General features: G+C 45.1%; 21 protein-coding genes. 15 read left to right on the forward strand and 6 right to left on the reverse strand.

Annotation, left to right across the window (positions count from 1 at the left end; translation table 11 throughout):
• Nucleotides 1–87 precede the first annotated feature (87 nt).
• Both EKG38_RS14900 and mutM read left to right on the forward strand, forming a co-directional pair.
• On the forward strand, nucleotides 88–570 hold the full coding sequence (locus EKG38_RS14900; RefSeq protein WP_126521020.1) for a hypothetical protein: 483 nt from the start codon (nucleotides 88–90) through the stop codon (nucleotides 568–570).
• 77 nt (nucleotides 571–647) lie between these two features.
• Nucleotides 648–1463 (forward strand): bifunctional DNA-formamidopyrimidine glycosylase/DNA-(apurinic or apyrimidinic site) lyase, encoded by an 816-nt coding sequence (mutM, locus tag EKG38_RS14905; protein ID WP_126521021.1) that lies wholly within the window; start codon nucleotides 648–650, stop codon nucleotides 1461–1463.
• 119 nt (nucleotides 1464–1582) lie between these two features.
• On the opposite strand, the gene EKG38_RS14910 is transcribed toward mutM, so the two are convergent.
• From EKG38_RS14910 to EKG38_RS14920, 3 genes are read right to left on the reverse strand one after another with little or no spacing between them, the layout of a single operon-like run.
• Nucleotides 1583–3076, reverse strand: a complete 1494-nt coding sequence (locus EKG38_RS14910; protein ID WP_126521022.1) for a capsule assembly Wzi family protein — start codon at nucleotides 3074–3076, stop codon at nucleotides 1583–1585.
• 14 nt (nucleotides 3077–3090) lie between these two features.
• Complete coding sequence (coaD, locus tag EKG38_RS14915; protein WP_126521023.1) at nucleotides 3091–3567, reverse strand: pantetheine-phosphate adenylyltransferase; 477 nt, start codon at nucleotides 3565–3567, stop codon at nucleotides 3091–3093.
• A gap of 53 nt (nucleotides 3568–3620) precedes the next feature.
• Nucleotides 3621–4679: a CDP-glycerol glycerophosphotransferase family protein gene (locus EKG38_RS14920; RefSeq protein ID WP_126521024.1), complete on the reverse strand. Its 1059-nt coding sequence runs from the start codon at nucleotides 4677–4679 to the stop codon at nucleotides 3621–3623.
• 286 nt (nucleotides 4680–4965) lie between these two features.
• On the opposite strand from EKG38_RS14920, the gene EKG38_RS14925 reads away from it, so the two are divergent.
• The 5 genes from EKG38_RS14925 (at nucleotide 4966) to EKG38_RS24960 (ending at nucleotide 9021) form a co-directional block, all read left to right on the forward strand.
• Complete coding sequence (locus EKG38_RS14925) at nucleotides 4966–5385, forward strand: FAD synthase family protein (RefSeq protein ID WP_012004252.1); 420 nt, start codon at nucleotides 4966–4968, stop codon at nucleotides 5383–5385.
• Entirely contained in the window at nucleotides 5386–6456 is a 1071-nt protein-coding gene (locus tag EKG38_RS14930) for an iron-containing alcohol dehydrogenase (RefSeq protein WP_126521025.1), read from the forward strand.
• A 108-nt stretch (nucleotides 6457–6564) separates the two neighbouring features.
• A complete protein-coding gene (locus EKG38_RS14935; RefSeq protein ID WP_126521026.1) occupies nucleotides 6565–7707 on the forward strand; it encodes a glycosyltransferase family 9 protein in 1143 nt (380 codons plus the stop codon).
• Between the two features lie 27 nt (nucleotides 7708–7734).
• On the forward strand, nucleotides 7735–8580 hold the full coding sequence (locus EKG38_RS14940; protein ID WP_126521027.1) for a glycosyltransferase: 846 nt from the start codon (nucleotides 7735–7737) through the stop codon (nucleotides 8578–8580).
• 279 nt (nucleotides 8581–8859) lie between these two features.
• Complete coding sequence (locus EKG38_RS24960; RefSeq protein ID WP_185826866.1) at nucleotides 8860–9021, forward strand: hypothetical protein; 162 nt, start codon at nucleotides 8860–8862, stop codon at nucleotides 9019–9021.
• A gap of 122 nt (nucleotides 9022–9143) precedes the next feature.
• On the opposite strand, the gene EKG38_RS14945 is transcribed toward EKG38_RS24960, so the two are convergent.
• Complete coding sequence (locus EKG38_RS14945; protein ID WP_126521028.1) at nucleotides 9144–9887, reverse strand: glycosyltransferase family 25 protein; 744 nt, start codon at nucleotides 9885–9887, stop codon at nucleotides 9144–9146.
• 180 nt (nucleotides 9888–10067) lie between these two features.
• Here EKG38_RS14945 and EKG38_RS14950 point away from each other — a divergent pair, with 180 nt between their 5' ends.
• Complete coding sequence (locus tag EKG38_RS14950; RefSeq protein ID WP_126521029.1) at nucleotides 10068–10877, forward strand: glycosyltransferase family 2 protein; 810 nt, start codon at nucleotides 10068–10070, stop codon at nucleotides 10875–10877.
• A gap of 38 nt (nucleotides 10878–10915) precedes the next feature.
• Here the strand turns inward: EKG38_RS14950 and EKG38_RS14955 are convergent, their stop codons facing one another.
• Complete coding sequence (locus EKG38_RS14955) at nucleotides 10916–11950, reverse strand: glycosyltransferase family 9 protein (RefSeq protein WP_126521030.1); 1035 nt, start codon at nucleotides 11948–11950, stop codon at nucleotides 10916–10918.
• Between the two features lie 180 nt (nucleotides 11951–12130).
• On the opposite strand from EKG38_RS14955, the gene rfbC reads away from it, so the two are divergent.
• The 4 genes from rfbC to EKG38_RS14975 all read left to right on the forward strand — a co-directional run bounded on the left by rfbC (nucleotide 12131) and on the right by EKG38_RS14975 (nucleotide 15475).
• Complete coding sequence (gene rfbC, locus EKG38_RS14960; RefSeq protein ID WP_126521031.1) at nucleotides 12131–12703, forward strand: dTDP-4-dehydrorhamnose 3,5-epimerase; 573 nt, start codon at nucleotides 12131–12133, stop codon at nucleotides 12701–12703.
• A complete protein-coding gene (gene rfbB / locus EKG38_RS14965; protein WP_126521032.1) occupies nucleotides 12700–13779 on the forward strand; it encodes a dTDP-glucose 4,6-dehydratase in 1080 nt (359 codons plus the stop codon). The genes rfbC and rfbB overlap by 4 nt, the downstream gene beginning before the upstream one ends.
• 21 nt (nucleotides 13780–13800) lie before the next feature.
• On the forward strand, nucleotides 13801–14682 hold the full coding sequence (rfbD, locus tag EKG38_RS14970; RefSeq protein WP_126521033.1) for a dTDP-4-dehydrorhamnose reductase: 882 nt from the start codon (nucleotides 13801–13803) through the stop codon (nucleotides 14680–14682).
• A 70-nt stretch (nucleotides 14683–14752) separates the two neighbouring features.
• Entirely contained in the window at nucleotides 14753–15475 is a 723-nt protein-coding gene (locus tag EKG38_RS14975) for a 3-deoxy-D-manno-octulosonic acid kinase (protein ID WP_185826867.1), read from the forward strand.
• Between the two features lie 967 nt (nucleotides 15476–16442).
• Here the strand turns inward: EKG38_RS14975 and waaA are convergent.
• On the reverse strand, nucleotides 16443–17711 hold the full coding sequence (gene waaA / locus EKG38_RS14980) for a lipid IV(A) 3-deoxy-D-manno-octulosonic acid transferase (RefSeq protein WP_126521035.1): 1269 nt from the start codon (nucleotides 17709–17711) through the stop codon (nucleotides 16443–16445).
• Nucleotides 17712–17868: 157 nt separating this feature from the next.
• Here waaA and EKG38_RS14985 point away from each other — a divergent pair, with 157 nt between their 5' ends.
• From EKG38_RS14985 to EKG38_RS14995, 3 genes are all read left to right on the forward strand, one after another.
• Nucleotides 17869–18546, forward strand: coding sequence for a TetR/AcrR family transcriptional regulator (locus tag EKG38_RS14985; protein WP_126521036.1), 678 nt, complete (start codon nucleotides 17869–17871; stop codon nucleotides 18544–18546).
• A gap of 399 nt (nucleotides 18547–18945) precedes the next feature.
• Nucleotides 18946–19602, forward strand: a complete 657-nt coding sequence (locus tag EKG38_RS14990; RefSeq protein WP_126521037.1) for a TetR/AcrR family transcriptional regulator — start codon at nucleotides 18946–18948, stop codon at nucleotides 19600–19602.
• A 289-nt stretch (nucleotides 19603–19891) separates the two neighbouring features.
• Nucleotides 19892–21085, forward strand: a complete 1194-nt coding sequence (locus tag EKG38_RS14995; RefSeq protein WP_126521038.1) for a glycine C-acetyltransferase — start codon at nucleotides 19892–19894, stop codon at nucleotides 21083–21085.
• Nucleotides 21086–21214 lie beyond the last annotated feature (129 nt).

Raw genomic sequence — 21214 nt, forward strand, 5'->3', positions numbered from 1 at the left:
CTCGGCAATCACATCTTTATACCGATTAGCATTATGCATGATAGACTGATTATTTACCGTCACTCAACCACGCTGAAACTTGATGCCATGGCTCTATCTCGAAAAAAATGGAATAACGTAATCATTATCGCTTCCCTACTGATGATCACCATACTCACTCTATTAGATGACAAAACATCTCAGCTACCCGATGATGCTCATCCACTTTTCGATGACACTTCTCCTTTAGCACAACTGCAAGTGAACGAACTCTGGCTCAACAAAGGCAGTAGCAACTGGCAATGCCATCCAAAAATTCTAAATTGCCAGTTATGGGCAAAAGCCTGGAGCGAGATACAGCTATCTCCACTCGTCGATCAGCAAGAACTATTCGAACATTCCAGTGCCGACACTCCCAAAGAGGTCATCATAGTTATCGACAACAGTGAGCAAGCGCAGCCCTGGAGCTGGTATGAAAAGCTGGGACTACTGAAATCCCCCGCTAATAACTGGTACCTGATCCCTCCCAGCCAAAGAGAAGGGCTTTCACCGATCATCAAAATAACCGCGGCATCAAATACCGATAGCTAACGAGATAACATTTACAATGAAGACCGAAGCCCCAATTAGCTACGGCCTTAACCTTATCGACCTGTCCGAGAATAAATATGCCTGAATTGCCCGAAGTAGAAGTTACCCGCCAAGGGATCACTCCTTATTTAGTCGATCAACAAGCAACGGCACTCACTGTGCGTAACGCCAGCCTTCGCTGGCCGGTACCGGATATCGCACAGCAGATCGTGGGGGAGACCATTCGAAACGTGCGTCGTAGGGCGAAGTACCTGCTTATCGATACCGACGCCGGCACGACAATCGTGCATCTTGGCATGTCAGGAAGTCTGAGAATCGTCTCCAGGAACACGCCTGTCGAGAAGCATGATCATATCGATTTAGAGCTGGCCAGTGGCAAGGTACTTAGGTTTAACGACCCTCGTCGCTTCGGGGCCTGGCTATGGTGTGAACTACCGGAAGAGGCGCATCCCCTACTGTCAAAGCTCGGGCCTGAGCCACTAAAGGATGGGTTTAATCCGGCCTATCTTGAACAGATATTAAAGAATAAGAAGAAAGCCATTAAGCTCTGTTTAATGGATAACCATATTGTCGTAGGGGTCGGTAATATCTATGCCAACGAAGCGCTGTTTGCGGCAGGCATTCATCCCGAGACTCAGGCGGGAAATGTCGACACTGAAAGGTTGACGATTCTGGTTACCGAGGTAAAACAGATCTTGGCGAATGCCATCAAGCAAGGTGGAACCACACTGAAAGACTTCACCAATGCCGAAGGCAAACCCGGATATTTTGCTCAGAAGCTACATGTTTATGGGCGCGGAGGTGAGACCTGCACCCAATGTGGCAATCTGCTCAGCGAGATAAAACTGGGCCAGAGAACCACAGTCTTTTGTGGTATATGCCAGACTAGGTAGAAGGCTGAAAAAACGCCTTCGAGAACGCCACTATGTGGCAACGAGGACGTTCGCAGGCTCACTGCTAGAGCGCAGCGAGCTGCTTTTAGAACCTAGACTCTAGCTCCTAGACTCTTCTTTTAAAAACGATACTCGTAAGTGCCGAACAGGGTCGCATCGGTTTGTTTATCTTCGACCTCAAATTCCGATTGAGACACTGTACCACCGACACTCATCATCCCTTTCCAGATAGGCATACGGTAGCTAAGCTCCAGCATTAACAGATCTTCTTTCGCAGGCTGAGGCGCCCAGCCATTAGCCGGACTGGAACCATCTTTATTCAGCTGGGCGTAACGTAATAGCGAGGTGATGCCACGGCTGTCGGCAAACTGTCCAATCAATCCCAACACATAGACTTTAGCGTCGCTGTCATAGGTACTGCCGTACGCCTTACCGTAGTAACGAGAACCACTCTTGTAATCACCGTGCTCATACATACAGTTAAACACCGTCGGGTCTGCACCACAGAACACCATGGTGTCAGTCATCTCAAAAAACAGTTTGTATTGCTGGTTTTCAAAATTGAAACGGGTATCAACTCCACCCATATGACCACAATCGACAATATCCCAGGGGGCGGAGCCCTTGGCATCCTCACAGGTTTTCTCGTAATAGACACCAAACGGAATATCGAACCAGGTATCACTGAAACGGATATCATAACCGGCCATCTGGTTACCATAGTTGGTACAGCCACCGCCCGTATCATTACGGCAATCACGCTGACCGGTAATAGACTTTAAGGCACTCTCCATAGAGCACTCTTCGCCTTCACCACAAAACTGCGTACTCCAAGAGAAACCAACCTCTAATTGTCTGAAGGGGCGCAGTGAACTACGGAAGCTCCACAGTAGCGGATTTGCAATAGCACGCTCCTCCTCTAAACGGCTTATGCCCGCGGTTAAGGTCCAAGGCCCGAGCCAGGATAACCAGGGAGTTTCAAAGGCTGCGGCATTGTTACGACTGATCATCACTGAAGGCAGTGGTCGTGCATTGTTTGATCTGTGCATTGATGAGTCGAATCCGGGTCCCCACCACTGCTCTATGGCGCCGGCGGTAAAAATCCAGTTGCCTAAGATTGCCGCCATATAGGAGTCATCGAGTCTGAACTCTTTATCATCACTGGGATCATAGTTAGCTGAAGCCGAGGCCTTAAAGGCAAAGCGATCGCCCATATACTCGTAGGATGCTTGAAGCTCACCCTGCTCGCTGTAGTCGGACCCAAAATGCTGAAAACGAGCCGCATCGGTTGCCGCTGCCACTTTTATTCTGGTATTACCGCGATTCTCGACCGCATTTCGATAATAGTAGTTCACCCGGGCAAAGGCTTGCGCTATCGAAGGGGACAATACCGAAGGCTCAACCTTACTTAGATCCGCACCGATACCGGCCCACATCAAAGGGTAGGTATTGACGGGAACCGTGATCACGCCTTCATCGGCAAGCGCCTGAATATCGGCTCGCAGATAGATATCCGACGTGTCCACCCAAGGCGCGGAGACAGAGATAAAGGAGATAAATAAGCTGAGTACTGCAAAAGCCCGCACACCAAATGACTTTACTGTTTCCATCATTATAACTTTCACTCTCAAACTTTTGTCATCAGTGCTTTCGCAACTTCAGGGTGAACAAATTGACTGACATCACCGCCATGATGCGCGACCTCTTTTACCAGCGTCGATGAGATAAATGAGTTCTCTTCCGCGGGCGTTAAAAATACGCTTTCAAGATCTGAACTTAAACGACGATTCATATTCGCCAACTGAAATTCATACTCAAAGTCAGAAACGGCTCTTAGACCACGGAGTAATACGCTCGCCTTTTGCTCCTTGGCAAAGTCCACCAGCAAGCCACTAAAGCCCACGACCTCGACGTTATCTAAGTGTGACGTCACCAGCTGAAGCAAGGCCACACGCTCCTCTAATGTGAATCTAGGCTTCTTAGAGGGGTTGGCCGCAATCCCAATCACCACATGCTTAAATAACTTAGCCGCTCGCTCGATGAGATCGGCATGACCATTAGTAACGGGATCGAATGTCCCGGGGTAGATGGCTCTAGTGTGCATTTTTATTCCATTCAATAATTGTCTAAATTGACTTCTGTATTAACGAAGAAAATCTAACCAAGAAGATAATTTACAATCCGCTTGCTGGCTAAGCCATCAACCCGGCCGGCTAGCTCTTGAGTATATTTAGCACGCTGAGGTGCAAACAAATCTGGATTTATCAGCTGTTCATCGACAACAGCCTTTAAGTTTCCATATGTTTCAGCATGGGCCGCAACGCCCGCATACCGATACAAGTCATTATCCATGCGTTTATTAAATCTAAACTTAAATATTCCCCGATAACTCCACCTTAAATGGTAAAAATCACACCAGACTACAGGCTTATCCAGAGCGGCAAACTCAAATAGTGCCGATGAAGCATCACTAATCAGCAGATCTGCACTTGCCATAAAGGGAACTAAATTTGTTTCTTCGACTGGAGCTAAATAAACATTATCGTATGAAGCCCAGAACTCAAGAAGCTGCTTCTGCTTTTTGTAACCCGCTTTACTCAAAGAAAAATAGTGAGGTTTAAGTAAAATATTGTATTCGGCAAAATGCTCAGGCCACTGTTTAGCCATCTTCTCGATACTACTAGGGTAAAAAGTCGGAGCGTAGAGTAAAGTAGGTTTAGAAGGATCTAAACCGATAGCTTTTAGATCTAATCCCTTTTCACAACCTTGTAGGATTGGATCTAATTTTGCGTATCCTGTATCGATAAATGTTTTTGAGGGAAATAGCTGTTGTAATCGGTTTAAACGATACTCTCCCTCAACAAAACGTACATCCATATCTGATTCTGACACAGTATAATAACACGCTTTGGGACCGATGCCGTGCTGCATCAGCGCTGTTTTCGATATCCCTTTTAGTTTTGATGAAGCATCAAAACTGTTACCAAAGATAACCCACTTAGGCTTATTTTCCAGATAAAAAGCCAACGCTTCCTCTGCATTATTAACCCATTGAACATTCAATTGATGCTGAGACACCAAGGCATCCAGCGCCGCTTGCTGCTCAAGATTTCGATAAACAATAAAATGTGCTGTTTCCCCACGTTTAATTAACTCATCCTTAACGGGCAAGTATTGTGGAAGATAATAGGGATGTAAAACATCAAAACAGATCACGGAAAACCTTCTTACAAATGCTTCGAGAACGAAAGCTTAATACAAACCAGAGACAAGTATGACTCATCAAAGTTCACTCGAAAATTAATGCGGCGATTGTAGCACATACACCTAAGACTATCGTTTTTTTGTCCTTGCCACACAAGTGTTATCTACATAAAGGAGATACATTAGGTCATATCATGGTTTCTCAAAAACTGACTTTGCTTTATCATAGCGATTCTTTCATAACTGTAATATCGTGTTTCATATATCCGTTTATGGAGCAGCAACTCTATGGTGCTAAATGTCTAAAAAAGTTTTAGTGGTCGGTGTATTCGATCTTTTTCATCGAGGTCATGTCGAGTTCCTTCAGAAAGCCTCAGAATTTGGTGATGAACTCATTATATTGATTAATGGCGATGAGATGACCGAAAAATATAAGCGGCGTCCAATATATAGTGAAGATGATAGGGCAACTATTCTCAATGCGCTCAGCTGTGTTTCACAGGTCGAAGTCACCAATAGTTTTGATATCAAACCTATTATTGAAAAATACAATATCGACGTCATTGTTCATGGTGATGACTGGGAACATGAATCATATTTAGCACAAATTCGGTGCACTCAATCATATCTCGACGAGCAAGGTGTAAGCCTAGCCTATACTGAATATCATAAATCCGTCAGTACCAGCACCTTACTAAAACAGATCAAGGAGGCATAATTGTCAGACTTCACAAGGAAGCTCAGCACTCGACACTTGGAGTTTCCTGCCCAGTTGCTCGTTGAGAAAGATGCGATAGCAAATACACCTCTGTTATCAAACTTACCACTTTCCCAAGGAGTACTGCTGGCCATAGATGATGGTGTGAAGACATTGGCTGAACAGGTCTTATCCCATTTATGGGCCAGTAAAAGCTGCACTACACATGTAATAGAAAAAGCTGACTTTACGAATGTATCTCAAATCGATGCCATTTGTGCAGAGCTACAAATCCAGACCGTCGTGGCCTTCGGCGGAGGAAAAGTTCTCGATGTATGCAAACGGTTAGCAAGCCTACGTCATATTGAACTCATTGTAATACCGACAGCACTTTCCAGCGATTGTGTCTCTTCCCCTATTGCCGTAATTTTTGATGAATCAGGAAAAAAGCTCAGCCTGCCTGCTGCAATTCCCAATGTCATCATCGTCGATACAAAGCTCTGCTCTCAAGCACCGATGCGCCTTACTCAAGCTGGTATTGGCGATCTTCTTTCAAACTATTGTGCATTACTTGATATGAACTATGCCAAAGACAGAGCCGATGTTGATGGGTTTTCCTATCTGCTCGCCAAATCTGCAGCAAATGAGATAGTCGGCATGCAGCACCTGTCACTCACAGATCAAGCTGTGATCACCCAACTCGCCGAAGGACTTATTTTGTCGGGGCTGGCGATGGGATTTTCGGGAGACTCTCGCCCCTGCTCCGGCGCAGAACATTTGATTAGCCATGCGCTAGATTACCTCAACCTTGGGGATGGTTTACATGGTGAACAAGTAGCACTGGGAATGAAGTATTGCCACCATATAAGAGTACTCCTTAATTTACCGGCTCTAAATCCTTCAGTACTAGAATGTATAGATGGCTTCAATATTCGTAGCACCCCCGACTCCTTAAATATTAGCAAAGATGAATTTTTTGAAGCTTTAGCTATCAGCCCTGAAATGCGCAAAGGTCGTATGACATTTTTAGAGAAGCTAAGCTCAATACCTAAGGCCCAACTAGAAAAAGCATATATAAATGCATTTGAATAATGAACTTCAAAAGAAGCAAACCCGGCAATAACAATAGATGGGAGTTTTCAGTAAACTCAAAGCCATGTATCCTTTAGGCTAACTCTGTAACAGCATGGCAAATTGTCAATGTCACTCATTTCAAGCTCACAACTAAACAGCGCAAAGCGATTACTCTTTATCTCTCCCCTGGCTTTGGGTGATTTCCTCTATATCAAAACTTTTCTAGCCGCATTTAAAGCTCAGCAGCCCCACATAGAAGTTGATATTTGGCTTGACGATAACCGAAATAATAAAGATGCATGGCGTCTGTCTCGCAGCCAAATTATGCAACAATGGATCACAGCCGAACCAGCTTTCACTCGATGTTATGGATGCTGTGACTCTAATGACAGTTTACAAGCGCAAATTACCCAAGCTAAAGCCTTAGATTATGATCTGATTATTACCCACTCGGGGAGTAAGAGTGAGCAGTTCTCTGATATTGCAAGGCAAATATCACCAAATGGATTTATTGTCTCCAGCATCGGCAAATCAAAATTGATGGGACTGTTTGACGCTTATTTTTTTCGAGGTAGTGATAAGGTTTTTAAACTGGATACAGACCGACTCCCTGCAAATGACCACATTACTGACCGATATTACCAACTGCTTAATAGCATTACGGGATTGACATTAGACAAGGCCGACTTTATGCCATCTTTAGCAATCCCTGATGAAATAAAGATGATTACTCAGAACTGGTTAAAAGCAAAATTTTCCGTTCCTGAACGTCAAGGGAGAGTCGTTTTCCTCAATCATCTATCCACGAATAGTAAACGAGATTGGCAACAGCAGCAGTTATTCCAACTAATCGAAAAAATTGGGCAAAATACACCAGATATACGTTTTATCATCAATGTAACGGGTGAAAATCTGAACGAAATGGAAAAGTCCGTACTCGAATCGTCATCATTATCACCATTTCAAGTAGCTGTTTTTACCGTTAATGAACATTTCTTTGAGTTGCCCTCCATCATTGCTCAATCTGATGTTGTCATCACTGTCGAAACCGCGATCATGCACTTTGCCACGGCAAGCCAGCGGCCACTCATCGCTATGATGCGCCAAAAGAAACCTTACTGGGCACCACCAATCAATGACCGCACTCAAGTACTCTATGCTACCCAAGGCAAGGGCCATGTAAGCGATATCTGTGTCGGTGAAGTAGAGCGGACTTATAAAAAAATGCTAAACAGCATAGAAAACACTGACTCTGTTTCCATAAAATAGTTTCACCATTTAAGACAAGGTTTCAAAATGAAAAGAGCCATATTCACCCTTGCCATAGGTGATAACCCTATGTACAAGGCCGCATTGAATAGCTTTCAAATATATGCTGATAGGGTCGGTGCCGACTTAATCGTGTCTGAAGAGCTTCACTACAAGATCGATATCAGCAAACCTAAATATGATGCGAATCCTGCTTGGTCAGAAAAATTGTATATCGGGGAGCTCCTGAAAAAGTATGATCGAGTACTCTATCTGGATGCCGATTTTATTATTACCCCATCGGCAAGGGATATCTTCGAGGTGTACCCAGATCAAGACACGGTTTATATGTTCAATGAAGGACTCTACCGTGACCGAACGCCAGTGATCAATGAGATATGCCGGCAACTTGAGCCTGTTGAAGACTGGCAGCGCAGAGATGGTAAACTTACCTATTTCAACATGGGGATGTTATTAGTATCTAAACCATCCCCTCTGTTCAACTTAATGAAGCTCAGTGATCTGCAGTCTTTATGTAACTCGATCAAGTTCTATGAGCAGACATACACCAACTACATCATTCAGAAACACAAAATAAAGTATGTTGAAGCAGATCCCTATTTTAATCGCATGGATCTACTAGGCATCACAGATTATCAAAAGGCTGATTTCATCCATTATGCAGGACGTGGTTTCAGCCCAAAGTCCAGACAACGTGAAATCCAGTACATCGCCGATTACTGTCGAATATTTGCCAACATCGTAGATTCGAAAGAACTGGAGTCGCTTAAGTGTTCAGTTTGGAGTTTATATCTGACTAAACTTAAGAAAAAATACAAATTACCTAAGCCACTGCTCAACTGGTACTTCTCTAAATTTTCTTCTAAGCCATAGGGGAGAGTGGTAATTTAAATCCGTAACAATAAATAATACTTCAGATACCGTAATTTAATTTTTACGGTATCTGTCATCAAAGCCTCATATAAAGAGCAACAATCAACTCTTCATTTTGGGAAAGGGTGGCAATTTAAACGCATTTAACAACATGCTTATCTCGTAAATAACTCGCAACCAGATGCGCTTAAGTGGTCGGCGTTGAACATAACCCTTATGCAGGCCAGCCTATCGATTTCACTCTCAAAGCCTGCGGGGTCAGACACAGAAGGCGTGACAATGAAACAACGCAACTCTCGCTCAAACCGAATCATTTTTACACTTGCCATTGGTGATAACCCTATGCATAAAGCTGCGGTAGCAAGCTTTAAAGAGTATGGGAAAAGAGTTGATGCCGACATAATAGTCACTCCCTGGGCGAGAGATAAAGTACATCATTGACTACTGCGATATCTATAAAGATGTATTAACTGAAAAAACTAAAGATTCAATCAGGGCATGGGTGAAAATAGTGCTTTCAGGAAGTAAGAGATGGCTGAGAAAATAAATTAGCTCAAGTATAATTAACGAGGAAGTTTGGGTAGCCTAAAGTAGTTCAACACCAGCAAGACTTCAAACTTCACTTTCTGCCAGATACGCCTGATAGGACGTTTTTTTACATCACGACGATCGGAAAATTGATTAATTTCACTTTCAAAATCATGGTTAAGTACAGGGAATGGGCTGACCACAAAACAACGCAGCGACGTTTCATACCAGTGCTGAATATCAATATCGACGGGACGTGAAATTGGAAAGGCACTCGATAGCAACTTCTCTGCCCCACGAAAAGAGATAAACTGTCCCGTCGTTGTCGAGTTTAGTTTAAGCGCTCTTTGTAAGAAGAGCCCCTCACCTAAGTCTACACTACTAATAACGGGCTTAACCTTACTCCCATGAGACAATCTGATGTAATCCCACTCATGGCATGACGCCGCTAGCTTTTCAATATATAACGGTAGTTCATCGGTAAGAATAGCGTCATCTTCCAGTACCAGAGCATAATCCAACTCATCTTCAATGATTTTTGTCCAGCACTCAGCATGACTCAAATAACACCCTATCTCGCCATCGTTCAAAGCTTTATCGTATTTTCTTAGGTTATCTCTTAAGTTGTAAACCTTTGCTTTCTCCTCCTTCCCTAGATCGCTTCCTAATACGGCTGACACTCGCTGAAATCTCAACTCTAGATGGTCGCACGACTTCTGAATACTTGCCAGTCGATCTAAACTAGTATCCAGGTTAATCACAAAGATTTTAAATTTCATTCTAAAAGCCAACTTAAGTCCATAAAGGGTGAGCATACTAGCACAAGAAAAGGCATTTTTTCAGGCTGTGAGAAAGCCAATAGAACCCCTTGGGTTAGAATTTTTTAAACTGGATTTTAGCCGTTCCCTTTTTGATGTATAATTGTTGCATTGCTCACTCAGATATTTACCACATTACCAATGACAATACCGATAAGCGTCTTCTTTGTAACTAAAAACGAAGAGGAACACATAGGAAAAGCACTTTCGAGCGTTGCTTGCATGGATGAAATTATTGTCGTCGACTCAGGTAGCACAGATAAAACAGTAGAGATAGCCGAACGCTTCGGAGCAAAGGTATACTCCCATGCTTGGATGGGCTACGCCAAGCAGAAGCAATACGCCCTATCCCTGTGCAGCAATGACTGGGTTCTAAATTTAGATGGCGATGAAGTAATCAATGAACGTTTAATCAAATCCTTACAAGCCATCATTGATCAGAACACCGCTGACAGTGTCCGCTTTTGGCGTAATGATATTTTCATCGGAAAGCCACTCTCTGCCTGGAGTAAAAAGCCTAATAATCACCGTTTTTTTAAACGTGACAAGGCTCATTTCGATGAATCTAAAATGGTTCATGAGAGTGCGACAGTTAAAGGCATCGAAACCTTTATTAATGAAACATTTGACCACTACGGCTACGGCTCTATCGAAGCCATAACATCAAAAAATAATAAATATTCCAGTTTAAAAGCCGATGAGAAGCTGAATAGAGACAAGCAATTTTCCTACATCAAGCTTATTACCATTTTTCCACTCATTTTTCTGAAGGAATATTTCATTCAACGCAAGATGTTCTCAGGCATGAGAGGCTTTATCTTAGCTATTATGGATGCTTATTACTCATTTATTAAAGAAGCCAAGTTATATGAGCACCATCAGCACCAAGCTCAAAGCCAGTCCAATGCTGAACCAAATACTGCACAAAAATCGGCTAAGCAGCCCAAATAGCTTACAGGATTAAAGGCCATCACCGCTCTGTAAAGGGATCAAATGTTAGATCTGCTATCGAACATTGCAGTGACTGTCTCGACGGAAATAAGCTCCATCAAGTGCTCTCCTTTAGCTCTTTTACCCCAAGGGTTCTCGCCTTCAGTCTGACTCTTTATTACTTCATCGTAGACACTAACCACTGAGTCTAAGCAGGTATAGGGTCCGGTTCTTCCCGGATTAGAGTGCGCATAAAGCCCAATCACAGGCGTTCCCTGAGTCACCGCCATATGGGTCGGGCCGGTATCGGGAGCCAAAACGATGGTAGCCTGCTTAAGTACAGCCAACAGCTGGGTGAGTGAGGTCTTGCCCACCATATTCTCCAGCGCTTGAGCGCAAGCCGTTTGAATATCTTCGGCTAAGGCTCTCTCCGATGCGGTGGGTCCGCCACAGAGTACGACCCTATAGCCCTTAGATATGGCGTGCTGCGCCACCGCGGCATAACGCTCGGGTAACCAGTTACGTTCTGCCTTACTGGCCGCAGCGCAGATAACTAAGGTTTTATCGCCATCTGGGATCATCTTCTGGGCAAACTCGGTATCGGCTGGCGGAACCGGAATATCCCACTTGGGGGAGAGGTCTGTCACACCAAGCGCTTTTGCGAAGCCCATAAAGCCTTCGAGTACATGTGGCGTATCTTGCGGCTCAATCTTGTGGTTTGTCACCAACCACTGCCCCTCTTTAGCTCTGAAACGATCGAAACCGACTCGAACCTTGGCAGATATGGCCAATGAAGCGAGTGTAGCTCTCAGTGCCACTTGCATATGCAGCAGCACATCGAACCTCTGCCCCGCTAATGCTTTCCTTAAATTGAAATAACTGCGCCAACCCTGTGACTTGTCAAAAATAACAAACTCAATCCCCTCAAGATGCTTAAGCAATTGATACTCAACCTTGCCTATCACCCAGGTTATCTTAAGTTGCGGGTATTTTCTCTGTATCGCCTGCACCATAGCCACAGCATGGCATACATCGCCTATGGCGGATAAACGCAACAGACATAGGGAGTTAATCTTATTAAGTTTTAAGCTCATAGTGCTCGGGAGTTGATGGATAGAACCAGCAAAGTTTAATGTAGAACCCGTTCCGGTTCCAAGCTTTAACTGACAATTCTTAACATCAGGCTCACTAAGCTAATAAACCGAACCGCTCAGGCCCCGAGAAGGTGTTATTATTGAAGGTAATTTCCCAATGCTTGCGTTAACAGGCCCGAGATGAAAGTCATCGACACCCCCATTGCAGATCTCAAGATCATCGAACCCAAGCTGTTTGGCGATGAGAGAGGTTTCTTCTTCGAATCATTTCGGGACTCCTGGTTCAGGGAGCATGTCAGCGATGTTCATTTTGTTCAGGAAAACCACAGTCGATCCAAGCGAGGGATACTGAGGGGGCTGCACTATCAATCCAGTCAGACTCAGGGAAAACTGGTGCGTGTCATCTCCGGAGAGGTATTCGATGTGGCCGTTGACCTGCGCAGAGAGAGTCCCACATACGGACAGTGGTTCGGTACCTACCTTTGTGAAGAAAACAGACGCCAACTCTGGATCCCGGCAGGGTTTGCCCACGGCTTCTATGTCATCTCAGAATCGGCAGACTGTATCTATAAATGTACCGATTATTACGCGCCGGAGTTCGAGAAAACCATCATCTGGAACGATAGTGAGTTATCGATAGATTGGCCGAAATCCAAAGTCAGCAGTTCTAAGGCCGACGTCATAGCACCACCCATACTGTCGGAGAAAGATAGAGCAGGCTTAGCGTTTAACAGCCAAGAGCACTGGCTATGAGTATCAGCAGAAATGAAACCATTCTGGTAACTGGCGGCGCCGGGTTCATCGGTTCAGCCCTGATAAGATTTCTGATTAACGAGACATCTCACAGGGTTATCAATCTGGATAAATTAACCTATGCGGGTAATCTGGAGTCTCTCTCATCGATAGAGAGTAACGAGCGCTACCATTTCATCCTTGGGGACATCTGCGACCGCCCCCTGGTCGATAATGTTATTAAACAATATCGACCGGATATCATCATGCACCTCGCCGCCGAGAGTCATGTCGATCGCTCTATCGATGGGCCGGATGAGTTTATACAAACCAATATTCTTGGAACTTATACCCTGCTCGAAGCGAGTCGGACTTATCTCACTGAACTTGAAGGCAGTAAGCAACAAGACTTCAGGTTTCACCATATCTCAACCGATGAGGTCTATGGCGATCTGGGTGAGACCGGACTCTTCACCGAACAGAGCCCATATAATCCAAGCTCGCCTTACTCGGCAAGTAAGGCCGCCTCGGACCATCTGGTCAGGGCCTGGTGTCGTACATTCCAACTGCCCGTGGTGATAACTAACTGTTCAAATAACTACGGTCCCTACCAATTTCCTGAAAAGCTGATTCCTCTGATGATTCTTAACGCCTTGGAGGGGAAACCTCTACCGGTTTATGGCGATGGAAAACAGATCAGAGACTGGTTATATGTCGACGATCATGCCCGCGCCCTCTACAAGGTAGCGACTGATGGCAAGTCTGGCTCGACCTATAATATCGGCGGCTATAACGAAAAACAGAATATTGAAGTTATCACCACCATCTGTGATCAGCTAAATTGTCTGATTGAAAACAAACCCTCAGGCGTCGAGGACTTCAATCAACTGATCACTTATGTCAAAGACAGGCCGGGGCATGATCTTCGCTATGCCATCGATGCCACCAAGATCGATGAGGAGTTGGGCTGGAAGCCGGTGGAAACATTCGAGTCCGGCATAGTAAAAACCATCCTGTGGTATTTGGACAATCTGGAGTGGTGTCACCATATCCGGGATGGCAGCTATCGAAATGTTTCGGCTGATGATAAGAATTGAACGAATGAAACACCATAAAACATGGCAAACTCAAAGTTGAAGGCACTCATCTTAGGAAAAAGCGGTCAGCTGGCCCAGGCGCTTATTGCCAATAAACCCACTCATATCGAATGCGTCGCACTCGGGCATAGAGATATTAACTTAGCCGTTATCGATGAGATAGAATCGGCTATCGCGACTCATAAAGCGGATCTCATCATCAATACGGCGGCCTATACCCAGGTTGATCTAGCCGAATCAGAGCCTTCATTAGCATTCGAAATCAATGAGCTTGCGGTAAAAAATATTGCGGTGGCGGCGCGAAACAGAGATATACGTCTGATCCATCTCTCCACCGACTATGTCTTTGATGGAAAACAGAGTACTCCCTACACCATCTCAGATAGCCCGCACCCTATCAATGTCTATGGCACCTCTAAGCTTGCCGGTGAAAAGACACTGCGGCAATGTATGCCAGTCGGGTCGACCATAGTACGAACCTCATCGGTGTACTCGCAGTACGGCAATAACTTCGTTAAAACCATGCTTAGACTGATGCGTGAAAAACCTGAGATAAAGGTGATATCGGATCAGATCAGCAGCCCGACCTCAGCCAAAGAGCTGGCCCTGTTTATATGGGTACTCACGGAGCAAGAGTCACTGTCTCCCCTCTATCACTGGTGCGATAGCGGCAAGACCTCCTGGTATCAATTTGCCGTCACGATTCAGCAGTTGGCTCTGAAATATGGCAAGTTGGAGACAGAGATCCCAATTATTCCCATCTCATCCCGAGAGTATGGGGCCGCGGCGATACGCCCGACATTCAGCCAACTGGATATCAGTCAATCTCAAGCCCTACTTCAGGCTAAACTCTGGCAAGAGAATCTCGAATCACTCATCAAGCTCGCTAAATTTACGCGATAGCCATAAGTTATTGTAGAATAGCGAACATCAGAACCGGCTTTCACTCTTATAAGCGACGATCCGAATCAATATGCAGATTAAACAAACCCCATCAGGCGCTATCGCATATTGCGATGCCGCGCTTGAAACCATCTCTACACAGTGGTTTACCTTCGATTACTGGCAGAGCAAAAGTGCTGTAACCGGTTCATCCAAAGGGCGATACACCACCTGGTTTGTTAAACCCGATATGGCTGAGACAGACAAGAGTGAATGGGTGCTGCGCCACTACTACCGTGGTGGGCTGATGGAAAAAATCAGCAAGGACTCCTATTTTTACACCGGCCTGAAAAACACCAGAGCGGTGGCTGAGTTATCACTATTGGAATTGCTGTACAGCGAAGGATTTGAAGTCCCCCGCCCCATCGCAGCCAACGTAGAGAGAAACGGTCTCTATTATCGCGCCGATATCATCATCGAACGCGTAGAGGGCGCTCAAGATTTAGTGGCCCAACTGAGCAAGTCGCCAATGTCAGACCTACAATGGCAGCAACTCGGCGCCTGTATCGCGAAATTCCACCAGCGAGGGGTCTATCATGCCGACCTCAACGCCAAGAATATCCTTATCACACCAGACAAGTTCTACCTTATCGACTTCGACAGAGGCGAAATTCGCACACCGGCCCCGAAGTGGCAAGGTGCCAACCTGGAGAGGTTGTTACGCTCCTTCAGAAAGGAGCTAGCTAAGCTCCCCACTTTGGCCTTTACCGAGTCCAACTGGCAAAGCTTGATGAAGGGTTATTCACAAGCTTAAGACTTGTCAGATAACAAGTTTGAAGTATCTCTGATTTGGGTTCATTTGGTACTTGGTCGCCCACTGAGTACCATAGCGTCATTGGTATTTATTGCTTGCAGCAGGCTTACGTGTAAACACTTCTGTGACACGCCGCAAGCACAATCCCTGTGGGCTCTGCGACATCATCCCTGATGTCGAAGGTCACAGCCGCGTTCACACCTGAGTGTTCACCTCTTCGATTTAGATTTTCTGTTGGCTAATCTTTTTGCGGGACCTAGTAAGAAGTGGGACTGCTTGCGTAATCGGATGGAAATGTTTGTTACGTTGCTTGCTACAATGAATATAAAAAACATCCAAGCATTATCAAAAAAGGGGTTGATACCAACAGGTTAAAGCCAACCTTATTTTTTCCCCAACTCTTTATCAAGGTAACCAAGAATGGAATCCATATAAAGAAAGAATACATAAACATAATACCAACAACTATTAGACCTTCATGCCTTCTTGGGTTTTCTAAATCTAATGATGTAACAATTCCGGAAACACAGAAAAAAGTAGGAAATAGCAGAATAAGACTAAGCACTATTAACCAGATTTTTGAATTCAAACTACGGTCTGACATATTCATTTTCAACTTAAAAGCTTATTAGCGTGAATTCCGATAAACAACTTACAGAATGCAACTTATTCACAATTATTTTAGTAAGTTACCAGTGAGACCTATATGAATCAATGACCATTTTAGCTGGAGAAACCGAGAGTTTAGATAATCGAAGAGAGCACTTTCTTGAAATCTGCCAAGTGTAGATGCGGCTGAGGGTATCGAAAACAGGGATGTTTTCGTTAAGCGGCCACGGATGGCTTTACAGCGTCCCGAAGAAGTATCTGCACATAAGCTCACAGCAGGTGATAAACAACAATGAAGGTACGACCTTCAAGCGCACCACTCAACACCCAAACCCAACATAGAAAATGTAATCAGCCTTTATTCGAAGGCGATCAACCGATTTGCAAGAGAGAACTGCTTCTGCAACGCCCCCTTGTTAGCCTCCACAACTCGTAACCCAGCCTTGCTGGCCACCTGATATGCCGACTTGTCTTCAAAGTTACGCACCAGAGCTGTGGCTAACTCTTCGGCCGAAGAGATCACCTGCAAGGCACCAGCCTCGTTAAGCAGACCCGTGATCTCGGCGAAATCCCAATGATGTGGTCCGACAAAGACTGGTAATCCCAGCGCCGCAGGCTCAAGTGGGTTATGGCCACCATTCTCAATTAATGTACCACCGACAAATGCCTGATCGGCCGCCCCATAGAAGGTCAATAACTCCCCCATGGTATCGCCAAGCAACACCTGAGTTGCACCATCGACACCCTCTTTCAAGCTGCGCCTGGCGAGGGTAAATCCAGCGTCCGATATCTTGGACGCTGCCGCATCAAATTTCTCGGGATGACGCGGCACCATGATAAGCAGCGCATCCGGAGCTATCGTCAACAGGTGTCTGTGGGCGGCCAGGATGGCATCGAATTCACCGGGATGAACGCTGCCGGCAATCCATACCGGGCAGGTTACAGAGCGCCATTGTTGGCGCAATGCCTTGGCCTGCTCACGCTTGTCATCGGCAATGGTAAGATCGAACTTTAAGCTGCCACACACCTCAACCCTGTCGGCGCTCACACCTAATGCGATAAAACGATCTGCGGCTTGTTGTGACTGAGCCGCAATCGAATCAAGACTCTGCAACATAGGTTGAGAAAGGGTTATCTGCTTTTGATACTGGCTGGCCGATTTCTCAGATAAACGCGCATTGGCGAGCATCAACTTGATTCCACAGCGAGAGGCCTGATGGATCAAATTTGGCCACAGCTCGGTCTCCATAATAATGCAGTACTGCGGATTCACCTGTTTCAGGAATCGACGAACACTGAAAGGCAGATCGAAAGGCAGATAACAGTGCTGAACGCTGTCACCAAAGGCTTTTATCACCTCGGCAGAGCCGGTTGGACTCGTCGTGGTCACGGTAATTGTAAGCCGAGGGTGCGCTTGCTGAATAGCTCTGATCAGGGGGATGGCCGCAAGGGTCTCCCCCATAGAGACTGAATGAATAAGCAGGTCGCTTCCCTTGAGGGATGTAAGGCCAAACCTCTCCCCCCACCTACCACGGTAATCGGGACTCTTGATGGCACGCACGGCTAAATATATAACCAACAGAGGAAAGAGTAGATAGAGTAATATTGAATAAATAAAACGGTTCATTCGCCCATACGCTTAATTAAATAGCATCATATAAGTCAGTAATTTTAACACACTAAACCCGCCTATAAGGCCCAGATTAAAGATAATTTACCTGACATTTTTGTTAAGTTGAGTTAGCTTATTCAATCAGTCTATATTTACTGTGTTCAGGATCAATATGAAAACCCGCGATAAAATCATCCACGCCAGTTTGAAGTTATTTAACGAGCGCGGTGAAAGAAATATCACAACTAATCATATTGCCGCCTACCTCAATATTAGCCCCGGAAACCTCTATTACCATTTTCGTAATAAAGAAGACATTATCAGCTCCATATTCCTCCTGTATGAGGCTCATTTAGACTCAGGTTTTCAACCTTATATGGGGCAAGAGGTCAATCTGGAGTTGCTCGTTGGTTATTTCGATACTATGTTCGAAACCCTCTGGGAGTTTCGCTTCATGTACGATAACCTGACCGATATCCTGACTCGGGATGAGGCCGTTCTGAAACGATATCAGCACACCCAGCAACAAGCCTTAACTCGCTCCAGCCACATCTTATCTAAACTGAGACAAGATGGTGTGCTCGCCATAGAGCAGGAGCAGATAACGCCACTTGCAGATACGATGCGAATGATCGCCTGTTTCTGGATTGGCTATAAACAGACACACTCAATTAATGCCACCATAACCAAGGCTTCTCTGTATGAAGGCTTACTCAGAGTGCTCATGATCTTTAAGGCTCATGCAACTCCTGAATCACAAGGCACCTTCACCAGGCTCGAGCAGCATTATCAAGCCATGGCTAACACCTGCTTTATGCCCAGCTTAGACGTACACTCGTTGGCGTCATAAGCCTTCGTTGCCCTCCGCTTGACTCACCATTAGTCCCGGTTCGTTAAATATTGACCTATTTGACGGCCGTCTCAGCGGTTCCATCTCAGCACCATTCTACTGAATAGACGTTAACGACTTAACTATCCTACTCTTATCTAACTAAGTGGTCTGATTTGCCAAAATACTTAATGAGATGAGTATCACTTCGCAGCATTCACAATCATTTTATAATTGAGCTTTGCCTGATTAATTCTGTCAGTGCTAGTATGTATACCCAAGCTACTTCAAAATGCTCGTTTCAGAGCTTCCGTAGGATAGCTGGACAAGGCTGTGATTGAAGAGAATGGTAATTGGCCAGACAAACCGTCGATTAAAGATGGGCTTTATTCATCAATAATGAATCCAATTAGGACGCAAATGAAAACCCGCGATAAAATTATCTATACCAGCTTGGAGCTGTTTAACGAACACGGTGAAAGGAATATCACTACCAATCATATCGCAGCGCACCTGGGCATTAGCCCGGGTAACCTCTATTACCACTTCCGTAATAAAGAGGACATTATTCGTTCCATTTTTGCCCTGTACCATGATCACCTCGAGTCAGGCTTTCAGCCCTACGAGGGAGAACCTATTAGCATTGAGCTTCTCATAAGTTACTTTGATGCTATGTTCTATGCGATGTGGGAGTTTCGTTTCATGTACGCGAATTTGTCCGATATTCTAAGTCGTGATGATGAACTAAAAAAACTCTACCTGGCCGCCCAGAAGCAGGTACTCACCCGTAGCAGTCAGATCTTGATTAAATTAAATCAAGATGGCGTCCTCTCGATAGAACAGGACGAGATAATCCCGCTTACCGAGACACTTAAAATGATTGTCAGCTTCTGGATTGGCTATAAGCAGATCCACTCTATCGATACCCGTATCACCAAGACTTCACTGTATGAAGGGCTACTCAGGGTGTTGATGCTAGCGAAAGCCTATTCGACTGCGGATTCTCGGGCAACGTTTGTTCGACTCGAACAGCATTATCGGAAACTGGCCACAGCGCCAACCGCACAGAGCGTCTGACGTTAATCGCCAGTGTCATCACCGGCGCTCTATTTTTGATTAGACAAATTCCAGCTCATTAAGATTAATTCCTTTCTATAAGCCTCTCTAAAAAGACAGATATGAATGACACTCACCAGTCCTTTTTATGTCGCGTTAACGATTAGTTTTATTAATGTGAACACTCTGCATCCCCTAAACTAATTAATCTTGCTGCCACCGATGAAAAAAAGGCTGTAGGGCTAACGATTTTAAGGTTAAAATGCCGCCACTCCCATACTCAAAATAATGCTAACGAAGGAGAATTAAGGTGACAACGACCTCATTCTACAACCAGATCAATCAACAGCTCGCAGACGTTAAAGCCGAAGGCTTATACAAGAGTGAGCGCGTAATCGTCTCTCCTCAGCAAACCGAGATTCGGGTCAATGGAACCGAAGTGATGAACTTCTGTGCCAATAACTACCTTGGCCTTGCCAACCACCCTGAGCTAATAAAAGCGGCTCAAGCCGGATTGAATGACCATGGTTTTGGTATGGCTTCGGTTCGTTTTATTTGTGGCACCCAAGATATTCATAAGCAACTCGAGTCTAGCCTGAGTGAATTTTTAGGCATGGAAGACACGATTCTTTACTCTTCATGCTTCGATGCGAATGCGGGTCTGTTTGAAACACTACTGAGCGGTGAAGACGCCATCATCTCAGATGCCCTTAATCATGCTTCAATTATTGACGGAGTTCGCCTCTGTAAGGCTAAGCGCTTCCGTTACGCCAACAACGATATGGCCGATCTCGAAACTCAACTTAAGGCCGCAAAAGAAGCCGGTGCCCGTAACATCATGATTGCTACCGATGGGGTATTCTCGATGGATGGCGTTATTGCCAACCTGAAGGGTGTCTGTGATCTCGCCGATAAATACGGTGCACTCGTTATGGTCGATGACTCTCATGCGGTAGGCTTCATTGGAGCCAATGGCCGTGGCACACATGAATATTGCGAAGTGATGGATCGCGTCGATATTATTACCGGTACCTTAGGTAAGGCTTTAGGTGGTGCATCGGGTGGATTTACATCGGCTAAAAAAGAGGTGGTCGATTGGTTACGTCAGCGCTCTCGTCCATACCTATTCTCTAACTCTTTAGCTCCTTCTATTGTCACGGCATCGATTCATGTACTCGAAATGCTTAAGTCTGGACAGGCACTACGTGAAGCCGTTTGGGAAAATAGCCGTTACTTTCGTGAAAAAATGACCGAAGCAGGCTTTACTTTAGGTGGTGCAGATCATGCCATTATTCCGGTAATGATTGGCGATGCTAAGCTAGCTGGTGACTTCGCAAACCGACTACTCGAAGAGAACATCTATGTCGTCGGCTTCTCATTCCCGGTTGTACCTAAGGGACAAGCGCGTATCCGCACTCAGATGTCTGCGGCTCACACAAAAGCACAGATAGACAGAGCTATCGAGGCGTTTACTCGTATAGCCAAAGAGATGGGTATCATTTAAATAGAATATCGAGATGAAAGCATTGAGTAAGCTTATATCTGAAAAAGGTATTTGGATGTTCGGTGCTTCTAATCCAACTAAGGTTATCAAATGGGATGTTCGATGCCCTTAAACAAGCTAAGGTTACAA

It is taken from the genome of Shewanella canadensis (genome assembly GCF_003966225.1).
In the GTDB taxonomy this organism is placed as follows: Bacteria; Pseudomonadota; Gammaproteobacteria; order Enterobacterales; family Shewanellaceae; genus Shewanella; species Shewanella canadensis.

What these genes read in the sequence shown, in the direction of transcription:
- EKG38_RS14900 (WP_126521020.1), top strand. Translation starts at nt 88, where the DNA reads ATGGCTCTATCTCGAAAAAAATGGAATAACGTAATCATTATCGCTTCC.
- mutM (WP_126521021.1), top strand. Translation starts at nt 648, where the DNA reads ATGCCTGAATTGCCCGAAGTAGAAGTTACCCGCCAAGGGATCACTCCT.
- EKG38_RS14910 (WP_126521022.1), bottom strand. Translation starts at nt 3,076, where the DNA reads ATGATGGAAACAGTAAAGTCATTTGGTGTGCGGGCTTTTGCAGTACTC.
- coaD (WP_126521023.1), bottom strand. Translation starts at nt 3,567, where the DNA reads ATGCACACTAGAGCCATCTACCCCGGGACATTCGATCCCGTTACTAAT.
- EKG38_RS14925 (WP_012004252.1), top strand. Translation starts at nt 4,966, where the DNA reads ATGTCTAAAAAAGTTTTAGTGGTCGGTGTATTCGATCTTTTTCATCGA.
- EKG38_RS14935 (WP_126521026.1), top strand. Translation starts at nt 6,565, where the DNA reads ATGTCACTCATTTCAAGCTCACAACTAAACAGCGCAAAGCGATTACTC.
- EKG38_RS14940 (WP_126521027.1), top strand. Translation starts at nt 7,735, where the DNA reads ATGAAAAGAGCCATATTCACCCTTGCCATAGGTGATAACCCTATGTAC.
- EKG38_RS24960 (WP_185826866.1), top strand. Translation starts at nt 8,860, where the DNA reads ATGAAACAACGCAACTCTCGCTCAAACCGAATCATTTTTACACTTGCC.
- EKG38_RS14945 (WP_126521028.1), bottom strand. Translation starts at nt 9,887, where the DNA reads ATGAAATTTAAAATCTTTGTGATTAACCTGGATACTAGTTTAGATCGA.
- EKG38_RS14950 (WP_126521029.1), top strand. Translation starts at nt 10,068, where the DNA reads ATGACAATACCGATAAGCGTCTTCTTTGTAACTAAAAACGAAGAGGAA.
- EKG38_RS14955 (WP_126521030.1), bottom strand. Translation starts at nt 11,950, where the DNA reads ATGAGCTTAAAACTTAATAAGATTAACTCCCTATGTCTGTTGCGTTTA.
- rfbC (WP_126521031.1), top strand. Translation starts at nt 12,131, where the DNA reads ATGAAAGTCATCGACACCCCCATTGCAGATCTCAAGATCATCGAACCC.
- rfbB (WP_126521032.1), top strand. Translation starts at nt 12,700, where the DNA reads ATGAGTATCAGCAGAAATGAAACCATTCTGGTAACTGGCGGCGCCGGG.
- rfbD (WP_126521033.1), top strand. Translation starts at nt 13,801, where the DNA reads ATGGCAAACTCAAAGTTGAAGGCACTCATCTTAGGAAAAAGCGGTCAG.
- EKG38_RS14975 (WP_185826867.1), top strand. Translation starts at nt 14,753, where the DNA reads ATGCAGATTAAACAAACCCCATCAGGCGCTATCGCATATTGCGATGCC.
- waaA (WP_126521035.1), bottom strand. Translation starts at nt 17,711, where the DNA reads ATGAACCGTTTTATTTATTCAATATTACTCTATCTACTCTTTCCTCTG.
- EKG38_RS14985 (WP_126521036.1), top strand. Translation starts at nt 17,869, where the DNA reads ATGAAAACCCGCGATAAAATCATCCACGCCAGTTTGAAGTTATTTAAC.
- EKG38_RS14990 (WP_126521037.1), top strand. Translation starts at nt 18,946, where the DNA reads ATGAAAACCCGCGATAAAATTATCTATACCAGCTTGGAGCTGTTTAAC.